Below are 19,222 nucleotides of genomic sequence, written 5' to 3'. Positions count from 1 at the left end.
AGCCAATTTTTGGCAAATTGCGCGCATTCTAATGATGGCAGTTACGTTTGTCTACCAAAAGCACCAATATTTCTATCCTTTTCGCACAACTCAGAGAAAAGGCTATATGACTGCCATAAAAATAGCGTCTAAGTGAGCATAGTAACCGTTTGCGGGGGAGGATGTCTGAAAAATGACGAGGAGAGCGGGATTATTGCAGAACGGAAGAGTTGTCACGAGCAAAAAACGAACAACCCGTCATGAAAAACCAGAGAAAACATCTAAAAAAAACCATCAGGCAATAAAATTAACACAATGCGTTATTTTTCAAATAAAAAGAGAAGGGCAATCAAGGAACTGCCCTTTTATCAAAAGATTATGACCAAAACAACCACATCACATCTAAATCATTTATTACAAATTATCTAATTCAAGCACATCACGCATGTCATAAAGACCAGTTTTATGCGAAGAAAGCCATTTACCGGCACGAACAGCGCCATTAGCGAAGGTCATACGGCTGGAAGCCTTGTGGGTAATCTCTACACGCTCACCGATATCCGCAAACATCGCGGTATGTTCACCAACGATATCGCCGGCACGAATAGTGGCAAAACCAATACTTTGTGGATCACGCTCACCGGTATGACCTTCACGGGCGTACACCGCGCAATCTTTGAGATCTCGTCCTAATGCACCCGCAATCGCTTCACCCATCGCCAGTGCTGTACCTGATGGTGCATCAACTTTATGACGGTGGTGCGCTTCCACGATTTCGATATCGGTGTAATCGCCCATGACTTTGGCCGCTTTTTCCAGCAACTTGAGGACAACATTCACGCCGACGCTGAAGTTGGCCGCAAAAACTACCGGAATAACCTCTGAAGCCTGCTTAATTGCAGCCTTACCGGCATCATCAAAGCCTGTAGTCCCGATAATCATACCTTTATGGTGTTTCTGGCAGAATTCAAGGTGGTTCAGGGTACCTTCCGGGCGGGTGAAGTCGATCAGGATATCGAAGTCATTCACCACAGCATCCAGGTTGTCATGCACTTTAATGCCCGCATTACCCACACCGGCCAGTTCGCCCGCATCGGCACCGACTAAGGAAGAGCCGGGACGTTCCAGCGCTGCGCCTAACACCACGCCATCGGCATCAGACACAGCCTGAATCAGCTGCCGGCCCATACGGCCTCCAGCGCCAACAATGGCCATGCGAATATCTGCGTTACTCATAATTACTCTCTTCTTATAGGGGTTCTGCCGCAAAACAGAATCAGGTTATCGGCCCCGCCATGAGGGAGCCAGAGAAATTGCCTCATAATTAGAAAATTATGATACAGGCCGGTTAATATCAGTAAAAGCCATCCGGTTTCAGGTTACTAAACGTAGAATTTTGTGTTAAACCGCAGGTGGAACTGGAACTTATCTGGCGAAATCCACTGCAAAGCCCGTAAACGCCCCATTCGCATAATCATGCAATATCGTGCATAAACTTTACGATTCAAACACCTCAGTCACCTTATTACCCGCATTCCTGATTTTACCACCGTCCTTCAGGGCACCGTCTGACAATATGTTATTCAGGATAAAAGCGAAGATGACGGCGATATCTGCAAGCGTTGATTCCTGCTCCTGGAATGGCAAATAAAACACCAATCACGGCTTTTCTTAGATCTGAAACATTAATTTTTTATTATATGTAGATAAATAATATTGATAAAACCAATGATTGTGGTAATAAATAGCAACCTAATTTTAACTGCAGAAATTTGATTTGAATGCAGTCGGAATAGGCAGCCTGGCTTCATATGGCGCGTCTTCACCCTCACCAGACAGTCATCCGTGAGGGGAAAAATAATAATACAGGGCCAATATTATTGCTGATTCTTTGTATCGGCATGTTGGCACAGGGACTTAATATGAAATTCAAACTAAACAAAGTCGCCCAAGCGACGACTGCAGGCCTTTTATTCGGCTTAGCCTCTTTCGCTTCACACGCAGAAATCACCCTGATTAAACAAGATCCGCAGCCAAACGATCCGCTGAGCCGCCTGCAATTCCAGGTTGGCGGGAGCATTCGTCCGCAGTGGCAATTCCAGAACGGCGTAAAAAACTATAAAACCAACGGTTTTGATGGCGGTACGCGTTTCCGTTTCTCCACTGATTATTATCTGTTTGATGATATCAGCTGGATCAACTACTACGAGCTGGGTGTCAATCTGCCGGCAATTACAGGCTGGGATAACCATTATGCGAAAGGGGCTCATAACACCACCCGTCGTATGCTCTATACCGGTCTGAAAAGCAAAACCTACGGTCAGCTGACCTTCGGCCAGCAAAACAGCGTTTATTACGATGTGGTCGGTGCGAAAACCGATATCTGGGACTACGACATGCTCGCTCAGGCACCAGGCAATGGTGTTAACGGCGACTACGATGGTTCTTACCGTTCCCGTAAGATGCTGAAATACAAAAACACCTTCGGTGATGCGGACGTTTATGCATCCTACCTGTTCGAAGACAGCGAACTGCTGACCGGCAAAAATGGCCTGCGTTACAAACGTAACGGCGGCGGTTCCGTCGGTGTGGATTACCACATCACCAAAGATCTGACGTGGGGTACTGCGTACAACTACACCGACGCAGAAATGAGAAATCCGGGCGACAACACCTCTAAAGACTACAACCAGAGCATTATCGGTACCGCACTGAGCTGGAAACCGGGCAACTGGACAGCCTCCTTCGGTGGCGGTTACTACCATGACTTCCTGACCACTGGCGTGAAAAATGAAGACCAGTTCTTCGCAGGTGATGCCTACGGTCTGGAATACTTCCTGGGCTACGCCTTCCCAATCAATCAGCTGGCCGTCAAAACCATCCAGCCATACTTCATGGGTGACCGTCTGACCTATGTGACTGGCCGTAATTACCAGCGTATTGATAACGGTCTGGGTGTGTCTTTCCAGCTCGACTACGGTTTCCGTGTTGATTACGAACACGTGTTCACATCCTCTACCGATAACCTCGGTGATATGAACCTGATCCGTCTGCGTTACGACTTCTAAGCCTTATCGACTGAACTTTAAGGGCCGGCTTTACGTCTTATTGACGGGCTGGCCCTTCCTTTTTACATCATTTCATCTATCCCGCGAACGCAAAGCCAGACTAGACTCATAGAGACAGCTGTCGCTATATTCACTTTGTAACCTGCAGGAGAGCTTTGCGATGTCAGCATTTTTCCGGTCCGACGTAACTGCCATTGGCGACTATCGAGCCGAATTGGGTGAAACTCCCGTCTGGTGCCAGCGCACACAATCTTTGCTTTGGGTCGATATTCTGGCTCAGCGCGTTCTGCGCTACTGGCCTGATACCAGGCAAACCGAAATTCATGAACTTCCCGCCCTCACCAGCGCCGTATTGCTGACTGAAAAGAGAAATCAGTTTTTGCTGGTTTCCGTTGATGGGATCCATCTCTACGATTACGAACAGAAATTCCGCCAGAAGCTTTGCGATTATCCTGGTGCAGAAGGCACACGTCCGAACGAAGCCGCTGTCGCGCCCGACGGTTCACTGTGGTTTGGCACGCTCGATATCAAAGAAGAGAAGGACAACGGCGAATGGTTCCGCTATGAAGCGGGTGATGAAAAGCCTGAAATGATGCTCGATGGTGTGGGTTGTACCAATACGCTGGTCTGGTATGAAGGCAAAGTCTGGTTCGCCGACAGTAAGAAAAAACGCTTCTTTTCCGCCAACGCCCGCCGGATCAATCCACTGAAAATATCCTGTTTTTCTTCGGGCGATAAAATCCCGGACGGCTCAGCACTGACGCAGAATGGCAGGCTGATCACTGCCTGCTGGGGTTCGAAATGTTTGCTGCGCCAGCAGATTAATCAGGGCGAATTATTGACGCTCGATACGCAACCGGTGCCGGTCACACAACCGAGTTGCTGCACATTTGGTGGTCCGGATATGACAGAGCTGTTTATTACGTCAGCTCGCAAAAATCTCGACGCACCGCATGCACTGGAGGGTGCTTTGCTACATGTAGAAACTACCACCGTCGGCGCACCGCAGAATTTGTTTAAACTTGAAAAACATTAATTCCGCCTGACTTCAGTCATAAAAAAACCGGCCACATTGAGCCGGTTTTTCATTTAAAGACGGGGATCAGTCGATCTGTTTTACATCAACGCGCAGCTCTTTCGGCACTTCGAACACGATATTTTCTTCGCGTCCTTCGATGTTGATCACATCAAGACCACCGAAAGTTTTCAGTTTGCTTATCACATCCTGCACCAGAATATCGGGTGCGGATGCGCCTGCCGTAACGCCAATGCTTTTCGCATCTTTCAGCCAGCTTTCCTGAATGTCTGCCGCCGAGTCGATGAGATAAGAAGGCACGCCGACACGCTGAGCAAGTTCCGCCAGACGATTGGAGTTCGACGAGTTCTTCGAACCCACCACCAGCACAACATCCGCACCATCCGCCAGCGTACGTACGGCTTCCTGACGGTTTGTGGTGGCGTAACAGATATCATCTTTGCGCGGCCCGACAATGTTCGGGAAACGGTCGCGCAGCGCATCAATGACCGCTGAGGTATCGTCTACCGACAATGTGGTTTGCGTCATAAAGCACAGGTTGTTTTCATCTTTCACCTGCAATTTATAAACATCTTCCGGCGCTTCAACCAGATACATGCCACCGTTCGGGTTGCTGTACTGGCCCATCGTGCCTTCCACTTCCGGATGTCCGGCATGACCAATCAAAATGGCTTCGGTGCCTTTACGACTGGCACGCGCCACTTCCATATGCACTTTGGTCACCAGCGGACAGGTCGCGTCAAACAACATTGTCAGATCACGCGCTTTCGCTTCTGCGCGTACTGCCTGAGAAACACCGTGGGCGGAGAAAATCAGGATTGACCCATCAGGCACTTCGCTGATTTGCTCAATAAAGACCGCCCCGCGCTGACGCAGGCTGTCGACCACATAGCGGTTGTGTACCACTTCGTGACGCACATAAATGGGTGCGCCGTAAATTTCCAGCGCACGCTCAACGATACTGATTGCGCGGTCAACGCCCGCACAAAACCCTCTCGGGTTAGCCAGCAATATCTGCATGTTTCCCCTCAAGTTCCGGGTCAATTTCCAGCACTTCAATATCGAAATCGATATGTTGCCCTGCCAGCGGATGGTTGAAATCTACAGTGATTGAATCTTCTGTCACTTCACGCACCACGCCAGGCATTTCGCTGCCATCACGGCCGCTGAATAACATAATGGTGCCGACATCCGGCACCCCAGTTTCCTGAAAATCACGGCGGGAGAAGAACTGAACCAGATCCGGGCTTTTGGTACCGAATGCAGATTCAGGAGCTAACGTGAATGCACGTTTATCTCCGACGTTCAGCCCTAACAGCTGATTTTCCAGCGCGTCAGACAAGCTGCTGTCGCCAAGGCGAAACAGCGCAGGTTTCCCATTAGCACGGGTCGATTCTGCCGTCGAGCCGTCTTCCAGCTTCAACGTAAAATGCACCAGCACGGCGCTGTCGTGTTTCACCTGTTGAGACATAATTCTTATCCTTTGCTCTTCGTGGCTTCATTCGGTTTAGCCAGAAAACCTTCCAGCACCACCATTGCCGCACCGACGCAAATAAAGCTGTCGGCAAGATTGAAGGTCGCGAAGTGCCAGTTACCGACATAGAAATCGATAAAGTCGACCACGAAACCGTGATACAGGCGGTCAAACAAGTTGCCCAATGCGCCACCAATAATCATGGCGAAGGCAATATTGTTCAGCTTTTGCTTCGCGTTGCCGCGGTACATCAGTACGACTAACGCTACCACGATAACCAATGCGATTAACGCGAAGAACCAGCGCTGCCAGCCGCCTTTATCTGCCAGGAAACTGAACGCAGCACCGTGATTCTGGGCGTAGAACAGATTTAAATACGGAATCAAAGGCATGGACTCACCGAGCTGGAAGTTTCCCATAATGAGAAACTTACTGCCCAGATCCACGATAATGACCACGACCGCCAGCCAGAGCCAGCGGAGTCCGGTGGAGCAAATCGATTTACTCATTATGCAAACTTACGCTCTTCGCCGTCGCCAGCGATGTTAGTGACACAACGGCCGCAGATCTCGCTGTGTTCCGCGTTCTGGCCGACGTCAGTAGTGTAATGCCAGCAGCGCGGACATTTGTCGCCTTCCGCTTTCGCCAGACCGATTTTCAGGCCTTTGAGCAATTCGCTTGGCACAGCGGCATCATCCGCTTCAGACAGAGCGGCAACTTTCGCACCTGAAGTCAGCAGCACGAAGCGCAGTTCGTTGCCCAGAGAACGCAGGTCAGTTGCCAGTGCATCATCAGCATACAGTGTGACCGCCGCTTCCAGAGAACCGCCCAGACGTTTATCAGCACGTGCCTGCTCGATCACTTTGTTCACTTCGCCACGGACTTTAAGCAGTTCATCCCAGAACGCATCGTTCATGGATTCGTTGCCTGCAAGACCAAACAAACCGTCATACCATTCTTCGGTAAAGACGAATTTCTCACGGTTGCCCGGCAGCTCAGCCCAGATTTCATCTGCGGTGAACGACATGATTGGCGCCATCCAGCGAACCAGTGCTTCGCTGATGTAGTACAGCGCAGTCTGACAGCTGCGGCGAGCAACGCTGTCGCTTTTCGCGGTGTACTGGCGATCTTTAATGATGTCCAGATAGAAGGAACCCATTTCGATCGAGCAGAACTGCATCAGGCGCTGAACCACACCGTGGAAATCATAGGCTTCATATGCGGCAATGATTTCATCCTGCGCGGCTTTCGCACGACCAACAGCCCAGCGATCCAGAACGACCATATCTTCCGGAGCCACGCTGTGCAGCGCCGGATCGAAACCGTTAAGGTTCGCCAGCAGGAAGCGCGCGGTATTACGGATGCGGCGATAAGAATCAGCAGCACGTTTGAGGATTTCGTCGGACACCGCGATTTCGCCGGTGTAATCCGTAGACGCCACCCACAGACGCAGGATGTCGCCACCCAGCTTGTTCATCACGTCTTGCGGCGCGATGGTGTTGCCGATGGATTTAGACATTTTGCGGCCCTGACCATCTACGGTGAAACCGTGCGTCAGAACTTGTTTGTAAGGCGCTTTGCCTTTCATTGCCGTCGAAATCATCAGAGAAGACATAAACCAGCCGCGATGCTGGTCAGAACCTTCCAGATACAAGTCCGGTGAATGGCCGTTGAACTCAGGACGCACATCCACAACGGAAGAATGCGTTGAACCGGAGTCAAACCACACGTCCAGCGTATCCGGCACTTTGACGTAATCAGCTGCTTCTGCACCCAGAATGTCTTCCGGATTCAGATCCCACCACGCCTGAATGCCATCCACTTCAACACGCCTGGCGACTTCTTCCATCAGCTCAAGGCTGCGCGGATGCAGTTGTTCGGTGTCTTTATGGACGAACAGAGACATCGGCACGCCCCACGTACGCTGACGGGAGATACACCAGTCAGGACGGTTAGCGACCATGTTTTCGATACGCGCCTGGCCCCAGTCAGGGATCCACTGCACGCCTTTGATCTCTTCCAGAGACTGCTGACGCAGGCCTTTCTGATCCATGCTGATGAACCATTGTGGCGTAGCGCGGAAGATGATCGGCGTTTTGTGACGCCAGCAGCACGGGTAGCTGTGCGTGATTTTCTCAACGTGCAGCAATGCGCCTTTTTCGCGCAGCAGCTCAACGATCAGGTCGTTGGCTTTAAAGACGAATTTACCATCAAGCGTCGGGTAAGTGCCTGGCAGGTAGCAGCCGTTCGGCCCTACCGGGTTCGCCACTTCCAGACCATATTTCTGGCCAATAACAAAGTCATCAGGACCGTGGCCTGGTGCGGTATGCACGGCACCGGTACCGGCATCGAGCGTCACGTGATCACCCATGATCGCCGGAACGTCGAAACCAAGGAACGGGTGTTTGAAGCGCAGAAGTTCGAGATCCGCACCTTTACACTCGCCCAGCACGGTCCATTCTGCGATACCGGCACGTTTCATCACGCTTTCAACCAGATCGGTTGCGAGGATCAGACACTGACCTTCAACCTGAACCAGCTGATAAGAAAACTCAGGATTGAGTGAAATGGCGCGGTTAGCAGGCATGGTCCACGGTGTGGTGGTCCAGATGACCAGAGAGACCGGGCCATTGAAAGCAGATACGCCAAACTTCGCAGCCACGGCGGCAGCGTCAGTCGCGTTGAACGCCACATCAATAGAAGGAGACGCTTTGTCGTAATACTCAACTTCTGCTTCCGCCAGTGATGAACCGCAATCTGTACACCAGTGAACCGGCTTAGCTCCTTTGTGCAGGTGGCCGTTACCGATGATTTTACCCAGCGCACGAATGATGTTGGCTTCAGTTTTGAAGTCCATAGTCAGATACGGATGATCCCAGTCGCCCAGTACGCCCAGACGGATGAAGTCTTTCTTCTGACCTTCAACCTGCTCTGCTGCATATTTACGGCAAGCTTCACGGAATTCTGCCGCCGTGACTTTCTCGCCCGGCTTGCCGATCAGTTGCTCGACTTTCAACTCGATTGGCAGACCATGACAGTCCCAGCCCGGAACATACGGCGCATCAAAGCCCGCCAGTCCTTTGGACTTAACGATCATGTCTTTAAGAATTTTGTTTACTGAGTGACCAATATGAATGCTGCCGTTCGCATACGGAGGGCCGTCATGCAGAATAAAGGTTTTTTTGCCTTTCTTGGCAGCACGAATAATCCCGTACAGATCCTGGTCATACCAATTTTTCAGCATGTCAGGTTCACGCTTGGCCAGATCGCCACGCATCGGGAACCCTGTTTCCGGCAAATTCAGGGTGTTCTTGTAGTCACTCATAGATTCTCGGTTCCGTTTTCGGCTGGATTCCAGGCTTTGTTACACGCCTGTCAGTACATGTTTAGCGCAGTGTCTTTAACCCGAAAAATTCCCGGGCCGTCACTTCATCGTTCGCAATCTGTTGCTTTAAAGCATCAAGCGAGGAGAAACGCTGTTCGTTGCGCAATTTAGCGCGGAGCACCACATCAATATGGTGCCCGTATAAATCTAATGTGGTGTCGAGAAGGTGCACTTCCAACTGCTTGCGCACGCCACCGACGGTCGGACGTATTCCGATATTCGCTACGCCCGGTAAAGGTTCAGGCCCGAGGCCTAAGACTTCCACAGCGTAAACACCGCGTACCGGAGAAACGACTCGCTTGAGCGGGACGTTCGCCGTCGGGAAACCAATGGTGCGTCCCAGCTTATCGCCGTGCACCACTCGCCCTGAGATACTGAACGGGTGGCCCAGTAAATTCTCGGCCAGCGCCAGATCATCGTCCCGCAATGCGTTACGGATAGCCGTGCTGCTGATGCGGTTCCCGCCTTCACGGAAAGTTTGCGTGCTGATCACTTCAAAGCCGTATTCTTCTCCGGCTTTCTGCAATAGATCAAAATCACCCAGGCGGCTGGCACCAAACCGGAAGTCATCCCCGACGGTCAGGAATTTAACGCCTAGTTTCTCAACCAGCAACTGAGAGATAAAGGCCTGCGCCATCTGGGCGGCGAACCGGGGTTCGAAACGCACACATAACAGATAATCAACGCCGCACTCTGCCAGATACTTGGCTTTGTCGCGCAAGCTGGTCAGTCGTGCAGGTGCTTTATCACCAGCAAACAGCTCCAGTGGCTGTGGCTCAAAAATCATTACCATCACCGGTAACCCCAGGCGTTGACCTTCCAGCTTAAGCTGTTCAATCAGGGCCTGATGGCCACGGTGTACACCATCAAAATTGCCAATAGTCAGCACACATCCATGATGACGTGCTCGAATATTGTGTATTCCGCGAATTAGCTCCATAGCTGGCTCAAATCCAATGCTGACTCATAACGATGGAAATCGGCGGATTATACCTTGTACAGCCTCCAAGGTTAACCAGCGATTAGCAGGATCTCACCATTCTCTCTTGCATACGGCAGATATTGCGGTTCAAATGGCGACGTGGCGATGAAAATCTTTCGTTGCATACAGGGAATGCGTGACTTTTCGCATAAACAAAGCGTTAATGGCCGTAGTGGGCAGTTTGTACACTCTCCTGTCGATTTTTCTCGCGAAAGACTGTATTCCGATGCCGGAAGCTGTTAAAATCCTGCGCCATCACAACGTAACAAGCGACGATCGAAGTTTACTCTTCAAAACGCCGCTTATTTGCACAAATCCGTTGACAAAAGAAGACCGAAAAGGCATATTCCTCGGCCTTTGAATTGTTCATCAATAGAAAAATATTTGGGAGTTGGCCTTGGCTAATATCAAATCAGCTAAGAAACGCGCCGTACAGTCAGAAAAACGCCGTAAGCACAACGCGAGCCGTCGTTCTATGATGCGTACCTTTATCAAGAAGGTATACGCGGCTATTGCAGCAGGCGACAAAGCTGCTGCACAAAACGCATTTAACGAAATGCAACCAATCGTGGACCGTCAGTCTTGCAAAGGCCTGATCCACAAAAACAAAGCAGCGCGTCATAAGTCAAATCTGACTGCGCAAATCAACGCAATGCAATAATCGCATTACGCTGAAATGCTTGATAAAAAAACCGGCTTACGCCGGTTTTTTATATCTGAAATTTGAGTCTCAACGCTAAAAGCTACACAAAAAGCGCCGTGAAATCGGTGTGACAAATCCGCTGAACCGAAGGGTGTTGGATCATACGCTCCGCAAAAATAACGTAGTACTCTTCCATAATCCCCTCCAGCCGCCCGACTTCTTCAATTTTTTCATCCTGAAATTCTGTCGATGAATAGATAGCAGGTGCGACAAAAATCGCATTATTGTTCATTCCAAAAGCTTTCATCAGCGCCGCATCATCAAACTCACCGAGAATATTGACGTTCAGCCCCTGCGTGTTAAACCAGTTAAGCAGCTTGCGTCCCAGCATCGACCGACGACCAGGGATCAGCAAAGGCCGTTGCTCGAGACAGGCAGGAAAACTCATACCTGCCATTGGCTGGCAGCAAAAGAAGCTGATCGGGCTTTCGCCCAGTTTGACGGAGAACAGTCCCTCCTGCTGCGTGGAGTCCACCGGGCAGTCAGACAAAATCATATCCAGCTTGTGCAGACTCAGTTGCTCAAGCAACATTTCGTGGGTCGATTCAAAACAGCGCAGGTGAATTTGCGCATTGTCCGGAACGGCCGCTTCCAGCACCCGGCTGACCAGTCGTTTCGATAACGCATCCGCTACGCCCACATCAAAAAGCAGGCTCGACTCTTTGCGGTAATTCACGATATCCAGCATTTCCTGGCTAAGCGTAAACATCTTATCGGCATAACGATAAACCAGCTGACCCAGCTCAGAAGGCACCAGACCGCGCCCCTGGCGTTTAAAAAGTTTGCCGCCCAGCCTTTCTTCGAGCGACTTAATCTGGCCGGTGATGGTCTGCGGTGTCAGATACAAAGCCTCTGCTGCTCCCACGACAGAACCTGATTTACACACGTGCCAGAAATAATACAAATGGTTGTAGTTAATATGAGGCATGGTATCAACATTTCCTGGAGTATGAAGTCAGCATCATGCTGCGCGGTTTCCCGCACAGCATGTGTATTAATGATGCGTTTTTTTCGGCAAAGCACGGCTCAGCATCAGGAAACCTACAACAGCTGAAGCCACGGAACCCATCAGAATGCCCATTTTTGCGTAAGTCAGCAGCGCCGGATCCAATGAGGCAAATGCCAGTGAACCGATGAAAATGGACATGGTGAAACCAATTCCGCAAAGCACTGACACCGCTGCAATCTGGCTAAACGTAATGCCGGATGGCATGCGGGTGAGACCCAGTTTCAGTGCCAGACCGCCAAAAAGAATGATGCCTAACGGTTTACCCAGCAGCAGCCCCGCCATGATACCCATCGGTAACATTGAGAACGCGCCGGCAGCCGTCACGCCATGCAACGAGATACCGGCATTGGCAAAAGCAAAAACAGGCAAAATGAACCAGGCAACGTACGGATGGATGCCGTGTTCCAGACGACGTGCCGGTGACGTTTTATTCTCTTTGGTTCTCAGCGGAATAAGGAACCCGAGAATAACCCCCGCCAGCGTCGCGTGAATCCCTGATTTCAGTACACACACCCAGAATACGGCGCCAATCAGCACATAAGGTGTCAGTTTGGTTACACCGCGCCAGTTCAGCCAGGCCAGTACCGCGATACACGCCGCAGATAATCCCAGTGCAACCATTGAAACATCGTGGCTGTAGAACAACGCGATGATAATGATCGCACCCAAATCATCAATGATGGCCAGCGCCAGCAGGAACACTTTCAGGCCGGTCGGTACGCGGGAACCCAGCAGTGCCATCACGCCCAGCGCAAAAGCAATATCCGTGGCCGCCGGAATGGCCCACCCCTGACGGGCGATTTCGTCACCGCCGTTAAACAGCAAATAGATCAGTGCCGGAACAATCATGCCACCGAGTGCGGCAATCGCCGGGAACAAAGCCTGTTCGCGGTTCGCCAGCGCGCCTTCGCATAGCTCACGCTTCACTTCCAGGCCAATCATCAGGAAAAACACCGCCATCAGGCCATCGTTAATCCACAGCAAAAGTGGTTTGTCGATCAGCAATTCAGAAAAACGTAGCGTAACCGGAATATCCAAAAAAGCCTGATACGCCCCCTGCAATGGGGTATTCGCCATAATAAGCGCCACGATAGCGGCAAGGATCAGTACGATACCGCCTGCGGCCTCTAAGCGTAAAAACTGACGAATGATGTTCGACATTCTGACTCTCCTGTAGAAAAACCGTGGCCCGAAAGGGAATGCCACAATGAATGCGCGAATTGTACGCAAAGAATCACCTCGTAAAAAGTCGATTATTTCTGGAGTATAGCTCGGTTTTTACGAATCATTCTATTTCACTGTTGTTCCATAAATTGTCATCAAAACCCATAAAAAAATCCCCGGAGCGCGAACCGCTGCCGGGGATTTTATCTGGCTTTCAGCCGCTGAAATCAGCGACAGATTAGCGGGTCAGATCATCAAAGAACTTTTTCACGCCATCCAGGAAGCTTTTAGAACGCGGGCTATTTTTCTCGCCTGATACGCCACCAAAGCTTTCTTCCAGATCACGCAGCAATTGCTTCTGCTTTTCGCTCAGGCTGACCGGCGTTTCCACTACCACGCGGCACATCAGGTCGCCCTGAGCACCACCGCGGACAGATTTCACACCGCGTCCACGCATACGGAACATCTTGCCCGTTTGCGTTTCGGCAGGGATCTTCAGGCTCACGCGTCCATCCAGCGTTGGCACTTCAATTTCGCCACCCAGTGCTGCCATGGCAAAGTTGATTGGCACTTCGCAGTACAGGTTGTTGCCTTCACGCTCAAAGATTTTGTGCGCTTTAACCTGAACCTGAACGTACAGATCGCCTGACGGAGCACCGTGCTCACCCGCTTCGCCTTCACCTTCCAGACGAATACGGTCGCCGGTATCCACACCCGCAGGAATTTTCACTGACAGGGTTTTGGAACGTTCTACGCGACCATGACCGTGACATTTGTTGCACGGATCTTTGATGACTTTACCGCGCCCCTGACAAGTCGGACATGCCTGCTGAACGGTGAAGAAGCCCTGACGCATCTGAACCTGGCCTGCGCCATGACAGGTCGGACAGGTGGTCGGAGAGCTACCCGCTTTCGCGCCGCTGCCGTGGCAGACGTCACATTCATCCAGTGTGGGGATGCGGATTTCTTTGGTGACACCACGAACGGCCTCTTCCAGAGTCAGATCCATGTTGTAACGCAGATCAGAACCCCGGCTGGCACGCTGACGGCGACCGCCGCCAAAGATGTCGCCAAAGACGTCACCAAAGATGTCGCTGAAATCTGCACCACCGCCGCCGTAGCCACCGCCGCCGCCCATGCCACCTTGTTCAAAGGCTGCATGGCCATACTGGTCGTAGGCCGCGCGTTTTTGCGCATCTGTCAGAATTTCATAAGCTTCTTTAATTTCTTTAAATTTTGCTTCGGAATCTTTATCGCCCTGATTGCGGTCAGGGTGATGTTTCATTGCCAGGCGCTTATAAGCCTTTTTGATTTCACGCTCATCCGCTGTTTTGGATACGCCTAAAATCTCGTAAAAATCTTGCTTCGCCATGCTTTAACCTACCCTCAACATGCGTGCACGGGCGTAGAGTTTCCTCGACGCCCGTGCTGGTTATCAGTAAAACTTCTTACTGTGCCCGCTTAAGGGCGATTATTTTTTGTCTTTCACTTCTTCGAATTCAGCGTCAACAACGTCGTCATCTTTCTGCGCGCTGTTATCGCCGCCTTCAGCCTGGCCTTGCTGCTGAGCCATTTCCATCAGTTTGCCGGAAACCTGTACCAGCGCCTGGATTTTCGCTTCGATGTCAGCCTTGTCTTCACCTTTAGCGGAAACTTCCAGTGCTTTCAGGGCTTCTTCTACTGCGGTTTTGTCTTCAGCTGGCAGTTTGTCGCCAGCTTCTTCCAGTTGCTTACGGGTACCGTGGATCAGGTGGTCCGCCTGGTTGCGGGTCTGAACCAGCTCTTCAAACTTACGGTCAGATTCAGCATTGGCTTCAGCATCGTTGACCATTTTCTGGATTTCTTCTTCGCTCAGACCAGAAGATGCCTTAATGGTGATCTTCTGCTCACGGTTGGTAACCTTGTCTTTTGCAGACACATGCAAGATACCATCGGCGTCAAGGTCGAAGGTGACTTCGATCTGTGCCTGACCGCGTGGCGCTGCCTGAATACCATCCAGGTTGAATTGACCCAGAGATTTGTTATCACTTGAACGCTTACGCTCACCCTGCAACACATGGATGGTTACTGCAGACTGGTTGTCTTCCGCAGTAGAGAACACCTGGCTGTGTTTAGTCGGGATGGTGGTGTTTTTGGTGATAAGCGGAGTCATCACGCTGCCCATAGTCTCGATACCCAGAGACAACGGAGTTACATCCAGCAGCAGAACGTCTTTCACGTCGCCTGCCAACACACCACCCTGAACTGCTGCACCGATTGCCACAGCTTCGTCCGGGTTCACGTCTTTACGTGGTTCTTTACCAAAGAATTCAGCCACTTTCTTCTGAACCATTGGCATACGGGTCTGACCACCCACCAGGATAACGTCCTGAATATCAGAAACTGACAGACCGGCGTCTTTCAGAGCCACTTTCAGTGGTTCGATACAACGGTTAACCAGGTCTTCTACCAAAGATTCCAGTTTTGCACGGGTCACTTTGATGTTCATGTGTTTAGGACCTGACGCATCAGCAGTGATGTACGGCAGGTTCACGTCAGTTTGCTGAGCAGAAGACAATTCGATCTTCGCTTTTTCAGCGGCTTCTTTCAGACGTTGCATCGCCAGTGGATCGTTACGCAGATCCATACCTTGTTCTTTCTTAAACTCTTCAACCAGATAGTTGATCATGCGGCTGTCGAAGTCTTCACCACCGAGGTGCGTGTCACCGTTGGTTGCCAGAACTTCGAAGGTTTTTTCGCCGTCAACTTCGTCGATTTCGATAATAGAGATATCGAAAGTACCACCACCGAGGTCGTAAACCGCGATAGTACGGTTACCGATTTCGCGATCCAGGCCGTAAGCCAGTGCCGCTGCGGTTGGTTCGTTGATGATACGTTTGACTTCCAGACCTGCGATACGGCCGGCGTCTTTGGTTGCCTGACGCTGAGCATCGTTGAAGTATGCAGGTACGGTGATAACAGCTTCAGTGACTGGTTCGCCCAGATAATCTTCAGCCGTTTTCTTCATTTTCTTCAACACTTCTGCAGAGATCTGCGGAGGTGCAATTTTTTGACCTTTAACGTCGATCCAGGCGTCGCCATTGTCAGCGCCTACGATCTGGTAAGGCATGATGCCTTTATCGCGTTGAACTTCTTCATCCTGGAAGCGACGGCCAATCAGGCGCTTGATCGCAAACAAGGTGTTCTGCGGGTTAGTCACAGCCTGACGCTTAGCCGGAGAACCTACCAGAGTCTCGCCATCTGCCGCATAAGCGATGATGGAAGGAGTGGTGCGGTCGCCTTCAGCATTCTCCAGTACACGAGCAGTCGTGCCATCCATGATAGCTACACAAGAGTTGGTGGTGCCCAGGTCGATCCCAATAATTTTACCCATCTAAAACGTCTCCACTTAAATTCATATTCGTTCAGGTTGCTACTGTATATGTGGCCGATCTTTTCGATTTCAACAGCCCCATTTAACGGATTTCCCGACGGTAACAACTGCGGTTGGGAATAAGATGGGGCCATGCTGCTCATCATCAAGGGGCAAAGTGAAAAAAAATCTTTAATTGCTGTTACGCCAGATCAATGTTTGCTGACGCAACCCTCCTTATGATGCCGCGCGCTTCCAAAAAGATATGTGGCCTTTTTACCCATTTCCAAGCGTTTCTTCCCCCGATTATCAATTAATAATAATTCCGATACAGAGGATCTATGCAAAGCAAACCCTTGGCAAACCCAGGCCCCCTCGGGCTGATGGGATTTGGTATGACCACTATCTTATTGAATTTACACAATGCAGGCTTTTTCCCTCTCACCGCTGTGATCGTGAGTATGGGCATTTTTTATGGTGGGCTGATTCAGATCCTCGCCGGGATGATGGAATTCAAAAAAGGGAACACATTCGGCACAACCGCGTTCACTTCATACGGCGCCTTCTGGCTGAGCCTGGTTGGCATCCTGATGCTGCCACGTATGGGCATGGCCGACGCCAGCAGCGAAAGTTTCCTGGGCGCATACCTCGGTCTGTGGGGTGTTTTCACTTTATTCATGTTCATTGGCACCCTGAAAGCAAACCGCGGTCTTCAGGTTGTTTTCGGCAGCCTGACGATTTTGTTCGCCCTGCTGTGCTACGGAAATATGACCGGGAATACAGCTGTTCTTCATTTTGCTGGCTTTGAAGGTATCTTCTGTGGCGCCAGCGCCATTTATCTGGCGATGGCGGAAGTGATAAACGAACAGTATGGCCGTACTGTTCTGCCTATCGGCGAGCCGAAAAATCATGCCACCCAGATTGATGCGGTCGTTGCATAACGCTCATGCCTGTGACAAAAAAACCCTGCATTGCAGGGTTTTTTTATGTGAGAAATAAACTTACTGGCCGGAAGCGGCACGTTCGGCAAACTTCGCTTCTTTCGCCGCTTCACTGTTCAGGTCATGGCTCAGATAAATTCCGGTCAGCAATCCAATTACAGAAAGCGCCAGCACATAATAAGCGGGAGCCATCGGCGTCAGGCGCATAATCAGCGTCACAAATACCGGTGTCAGGCCGCCAAAAATCGCGTAAGCCACATTGTATGAAAATGAAATGCCGGTAAAACGCACTTCCGCAGGGAAAGCCCTTACCATCACATACGGTACCGCACCGACCACGCCCACACTCAGTCCTGCCAGCGCGTACATACCCATCAGCACCGACGTATCAGCGGCCACCATGTGATAGAACGACCAGGTGCAAATGCCGAGAAACAAACTGCCGAAGATAAAGGTTTTGCTGGCACCCAGACGATCCACAATGCTGCCCGAGATAATACAACCGAGCATCAGTGCCACCGTGGCCAGACAGTTTGCCTGTAATGCTACTGCCGCCGGAATGCCAAACTGTTTCTGCAACCAGGTTGGCGTCATCAGAATAACCACCACGATGCCGGCGGAAAGCAGCCAGGTCATCAGCATCGAGACCACAATTTCTTTTTTATGATTAGCGACAACGGCTTTCAGAGGCAACTCTTCTGCCAGCGCCTTTTGCGCTTTCATCTCGATAAAGACCGGGGTTTCCTGTAACCAGCGGCGCAGGTACATAGCGATAAGACCAAAAATCCCGCCAATAAAGAAAGGAATACGCCAGCCATACTGGCTGATTGTTGCTGGCGTCATGCTGGTGTTAAGTAAAGTTGCCACCAGAGAACCGAGCAGGATCCCAAGCGTTAAACCAGCAGTCAGAGTTCCGCAGGCAAAACCAATGCGACTGCGCGGTACATGTTCCGCTACAAATACCCACGCACCCGGCACTTCACCGCCAATCGCCGCCCCCTGCAACACACGCATTAGCAACAACAGCAACGGTGCTGCAATGCCAATTGACGCGTATGTGGGTAACAAACCCATCGCCAGCGTCGGCAAGGCCATCAGCAGAATACTCAGACTGAACATGCGCTTACGTCCGACTAAATCGCCGAAATGCGCCATGATGATGCCGCCCAGCGGGCGTGCCAGATAACCGGCGGCGAAAATACCAAAGGTCTGAACCTGACGCAGCCAGTCGGGCATATTGGCTGGGAAGAAGAGATCGCCAATTACCGCAGCGAAAAAGACGAAAATGATAAAGTCGTAGAATTCCAGGGCGCCGCCCAATGCAGCCAGGGACAGCGTTTTGTAGTCCTGCCGGTTCAACCGGCGCGATTGTGCGTGTTGCATAGGGATACCGTCAGACACCAGAGTGAAAAATGGAAAAAGGTTTTGCCACCTCTTGTAAAGTAATCATTACTATAACGGCAAATAATTTTCACACCAGAGTGTCTGACGCGTAACTTCTCTAAATTTTGAAATCGAGGGGGATTCAGTTTTTTGTATCGCGGCGGGCACTTTTTGGACGAAAAGCTGCTACCACGTGATCATGCGTTTCAACGTAAGGTCCATCGAGTAACTGGATACAATAAGGCACGCTGGCAAAAATACCGGAAACAATCACCTTACCGTCGGCATCTTTCAAACCCTCCAGGGTTTCCTGAATAGATTTCGGCTGACCGGGTAAATTGAGGATCAACGCCTGTTTACGTATCACTCCCACCTGACGCGATAAAATCGCCGTCGGCACAAAGTGCAGGCTAATCTGGCGCATCTGCTCCCCGAAACCCGGCATTTCGCGATCGGCAACAGCCAGCGTGGCATCCGGAGTGACATCGCGCCGCGCAGGGCCGGTTCCGCCGGTAGTCAGAACCAGATGACAGCCACTTTCATCGACCAGTTCGCTGATCGCCTGTTCAATCAGCGGCTGCTCATCAGGGATCAGTTTTGTTTCCAGTTTGTAGGGCGTAATAAGCGCTTTTTCCAGCCACTCTTCCAGCGCCGGAATGCCTTTATCCTGATAGACACCGTTTGACGCGCGATCCGACACTGACACCAGACCAATTCGCAATGTATTCATGCTATTTCTCCACAGC

General features: G+C 50.9%; 16 protein-coding genes. 4 read left to right on the top strand and 12 right to left on the bottom strand.

The genetic code is table 11. The features are described 5' to 3' along the window. Positions 1–393: 393 nt before the first annotated feature. Entirely contained in the window at positions 394–1,215 is an 822-nt protein-coding gene (gene dapB, locus D5398_RS13070) for a 4-hydroxy-tetrahydrodipicolinate reductase (RefSeq protein WP_120508025.1), read from the bottom strand. Positions 1,216–1,901: 686 nt separating this feature from the next. On the opposite strand from dapB, the gene D5398_RS13065 reads away from it, so the two are divergent. Both D5398_RS13065 and D5398_RS13060 read left to right on the top strand, forming a co-directional pair. After that, positions 1,902–3,047: a porin gene (locus D5398_RS13065; protein WP_120508024.1), complete on the top strand. Its 1,146-nt coding sequence runs from the start codon at positions 1,902–1,904 to the stop codon at positions 3,045–3,047. Positions 3,048–3,207: 160 nt separating this feature from the next. Then, complete coding sequence (locus D5398_RS13060; protein ID WP_120508023.1) at positions 3,208–4,083, top strand: SMP-30/gluconolactonase/LRE family protein; 876 nt, start codon at positions 3,208–3,210, stop codon at positions 4,081–4,083. 66 nt (positions 4,084–4,149) lie between these two features. Here D5398_RS13060 and ispH read toward each other — a convergent pair whose 3' ends face one another. From ispH to ribF, 5 genes are all read right to left on the bottom strand, one after another. Further along, entirely contained in the window at positions 4,150–5,103 is a 954-nt protein-coding gene (gene ispH / locus D5398_RS13055) for a 4-hydroxy-3-methylbut-2-enyl diphosphate reductase (protein ID WP_120508022.1), read from the bottom strand. Continuing rightward, on the bottom strand, positions 5,084–5,554 hold the full coding sequence (gene fkpB / locus D5398_RS13050) for an FKBP-type peptidyl-prolyl cis-trans isomerase (protein WP_112286994.1): 471 nt from the start codon (positions 5,552–5,554) through the stop codon (positions 5,084–5,086). Before fkpB ends, ispH begins: the two co-directional genes overlap by 20 nt. A gap of 5 nt (positions 5,555–5,559) precedes the next feature. Next, positions 5,560–6,066, bottom strand: coding sequence for a signal peptidase II (gene lspA / locus D5398_RS13045; RefSeq protein ID WP_120132517.1), 507 nt, complete (start codon positions 6,064–6,066; stop codon positions 5,560–5,562). Then, positions 6,066–8,882, bottom strand: a complete 2,817-nt coding sequence (gene ileS / locus D5398_RS13040; RefSeq protein WP_120508021.1) for an isoleucine--tRNA ligase — start codon at positions 8,880–8,882, stop codon at positions 6,066–6,068. The genes lspA and ileS overlap by 1 nt, the downstream gene beginning before the upstream one ends. 61 nt (positions 8,883–8,943) lie before the next feature. Beyond that, a complete protein-coding gene (gene ribF, locus D5398_RS13035) occupies positions 8,944–9,882 on the bottom strand; it encodes a bifunctional riboflavin kinase/FAD synthetase (RefSeq protein WP_120508020.1) in 939 nt (312 codons plus the stop codon). Between the two features lie 439 nt (positions 9,883–10,321). On the opposite strand from ribF, the gene rpsT reads away from it, so the two are divergent. Next, positions 10,322–10,585 (top strand): 30S ribosomal protein S20, encoded by a 264-nt coding sequence (rpsT, locus tag D5398_RS13025; RefSeq protein WP_013577064.1) that lies wholly within the window; start codon positions 10,322–10,324, stop codon positions 10,583–10,585. Positions 10,586–10,667: 82 nt separating this feature from the next. On the opposite strand, the gene nhaR is transcribed toward rpsT, so the two are convergent. The 4 genes from nhaR to dnaK form a co-directional block, all read right to left on the bottom strand. Further along, positions 10,668–11,555 (bottom strand): transcriptional activator NhaR, encoded by an 888-nt coding sequence (nhaR, locus tag D5398_RS13020; protein ID WP_120508019.1) that lies wholly within the window; start codon positions 11,553–11,555, stop codon positions 10,668–10,670. Positions 11,556–11,621: 66 nt separating this feature from the next. Next, positions 11,622–12,797, bottom strand: a complete 1,176-nt coding sequence (nhaA, locus tag D5398_RS13015; RefSeq protein ID WP_120508018.1) for a Na+/H+ antiporter NhaA — start codon at positions 12,795–12,797, stop codon at positions 11,622–11,624. 241 nt (positions 12,798–13,038) lie between these two features. Next, positions 13,039–14,172 carry a molecular chaperone DnaJ gene (gene dnaJ / locus D5398_RS13005; protein WP_120508016.1) on the bottom strand — a complete coding sequence of 378 codons (1,134 nt, stop codon included), beginning with the start codon at positions 14,170–14,172 and terminating at the stop codon, positions 13,039–13,041. A 99-nt stretch (positions 14,173–14,271) separates the two neighbouring features. Further along, a complete protein-coding gene (gene dnaK, locus D5398_RS13000) occupies positions 14,272–16,173 on the bottom strand; it encodes a molecular chaperone DnaK (RefSeq protein WP_120508015.1) in 1,902 nt (633 codons plus the stop codon). A gap of 320 nt (positions 16,174–16,493) precedes the next feature. On the opposite strand from dnaK, the gene satP reads away from it, so the two are divergent. Then, positions 16,494–17,093, top strand: a complete 600-nt coding sequence (gene satP, locus D5398_RS12995) for an acetate uptake transporter (RefSeq protein WP_120508014.1) — start codon at positions 16,494–16,496, stop codon at positions 17,091–17,093. A 60-nt stretch (positions 17,094–17,153) separates the two neighbouring features. Here the strand turns inward: satP and D5398_RS12990 are convergent, their stop codons facing one another. Next, on the bottom strand, positions 17,154–18,476 hold the full coding sequence (locus D5398_RS12990) for an MFS transporter (protein ID WP_120508013.1): 1,323 nt from the start codon (positions 18,474–18,476) through the stop codon (positions 17,154–17,156). A gap of 142 nt (positions 18,477–18,618) precedes the next feature. After that, positions 18,619–19,206: a molybdopterin adenylyltransferase gene (mog, locus tag D5398_RS12985; RefSeq protein WP_120508012.1), complete on the bottom strand. Its 588-nt coding sequence runs from the start codon at positions 19,204–19,206 to the stop codon at positions 18,619–18,621. Positions 19,207–19,222 lie beyond the last annotated feature (16 nt).

The sequence above is a fragment of the Rahnella bruchi genome, from assembly GCF_003614975.1.
GTDB classification, from domain to species: Bacteria; Pseudomonadota; Gammaproteobacteria; order Enterobacterales; family Enterobacteriaceae; genus Rahnella; species Rahnella bruchi.
This window is presented reverse-complemented; position numbering and strand designations above follow the sequence as displayed.

Coding starts and splice junctions, on each gene's coding strand:
- D5398_RS13060 (WP_120508023.1), top strand. CDS start 3,208: ATGTCAGCATTTTTCCGGTCCGACGTAACTGCCATTGGCGACTATCGA.
- dnaJ (WP_120508016.1), bottom strand. CDS start 14,172: ATGGCGAAGCAAGATTTTTACGAGATTTTAGGCGTATCCAAAACAGCG.
- lspA (WP_120132517.1), bottom strand. CDS start 6,066: ATGAGTAAATCGATTTGCTCCACCGGACTCCGCTGGCTCTGGCTGGCG.
- satP (WP_120508014.1), top strand. CDS start 16,494: ATGCAAAGCAAACCCTTGGCAAACCCAGGCCCCCTCGGGCTGATGGGA.
- mog (WP_120508012.1), bottom strand. CDS start 19,206: ATGAATACATTGCGAATTGGTCTGGTGTCAGTGTCGGATCGCGCGTCA.
- fkpB (WP_112286994.1), bottom strand. CDS start 5,554: ATGTCTCAACAGGTGAAACACGACAGCGCCGTGCTGGTGCATTTTACG.
- nhaR (WP_120508019.1), bottom strand. CDS start 11,555: ATGCCTCATATTAACTACAACCATTTGTATTATTTCTGGCACGTGTGT.
- D5398_RS12990 (WP_120508013.1), bottom strand. CDS start 18,476: ATGCAACACGCACAATCGCGCCGGTTGAACCGGCAGGACTACAAAACG.
- dapB (WP_120508025.1), bottom strand. CDS start 1,215: ATGAGTAACGCAGATATTCGCATGGCCATTGTTGGCGCTGGAGGCCGT.
- ispH (WP_120508022.1), bottom strand. CDS start 5,103: ATGCAGATATTGCTGGCTAACCCGAGAGGGTTTTGTGCGGGCGTTGAC.
- D5398_RS13065 (WP_120508024.1), top strand. CDS start 1,902: ATGAAATTCAAACTAAACAAAGTCGCCCAAGCGACGACTGCAGGCCTT.
- dnaK (WP_120508015.1), bottom strand. CDS start 16,173: ATGGGTAAAATTATTGGGATCGACCTGGGCACCACCAACTCTTGTGTA.
- ribF (WP_120508020.1), bottom strand. CDS start 9,882: ATGGAGCTAATTCGCGGAATACACAATATTCGAGCACGTCATCATGGA.
- nhaA (WP_120508018.1), bottom strand. CDS start 12,797: ATGTCGAACATCATTCGTCAGTTTTTACGCTTAGAGGCCGCAGGCGGT.
- ileS (WP_120508021.1), bottom strand. CDS start 8,882: ATGAGTGACTACAAGAACACCCTGAATTTGCCGGAAACAGGGTTCCCG.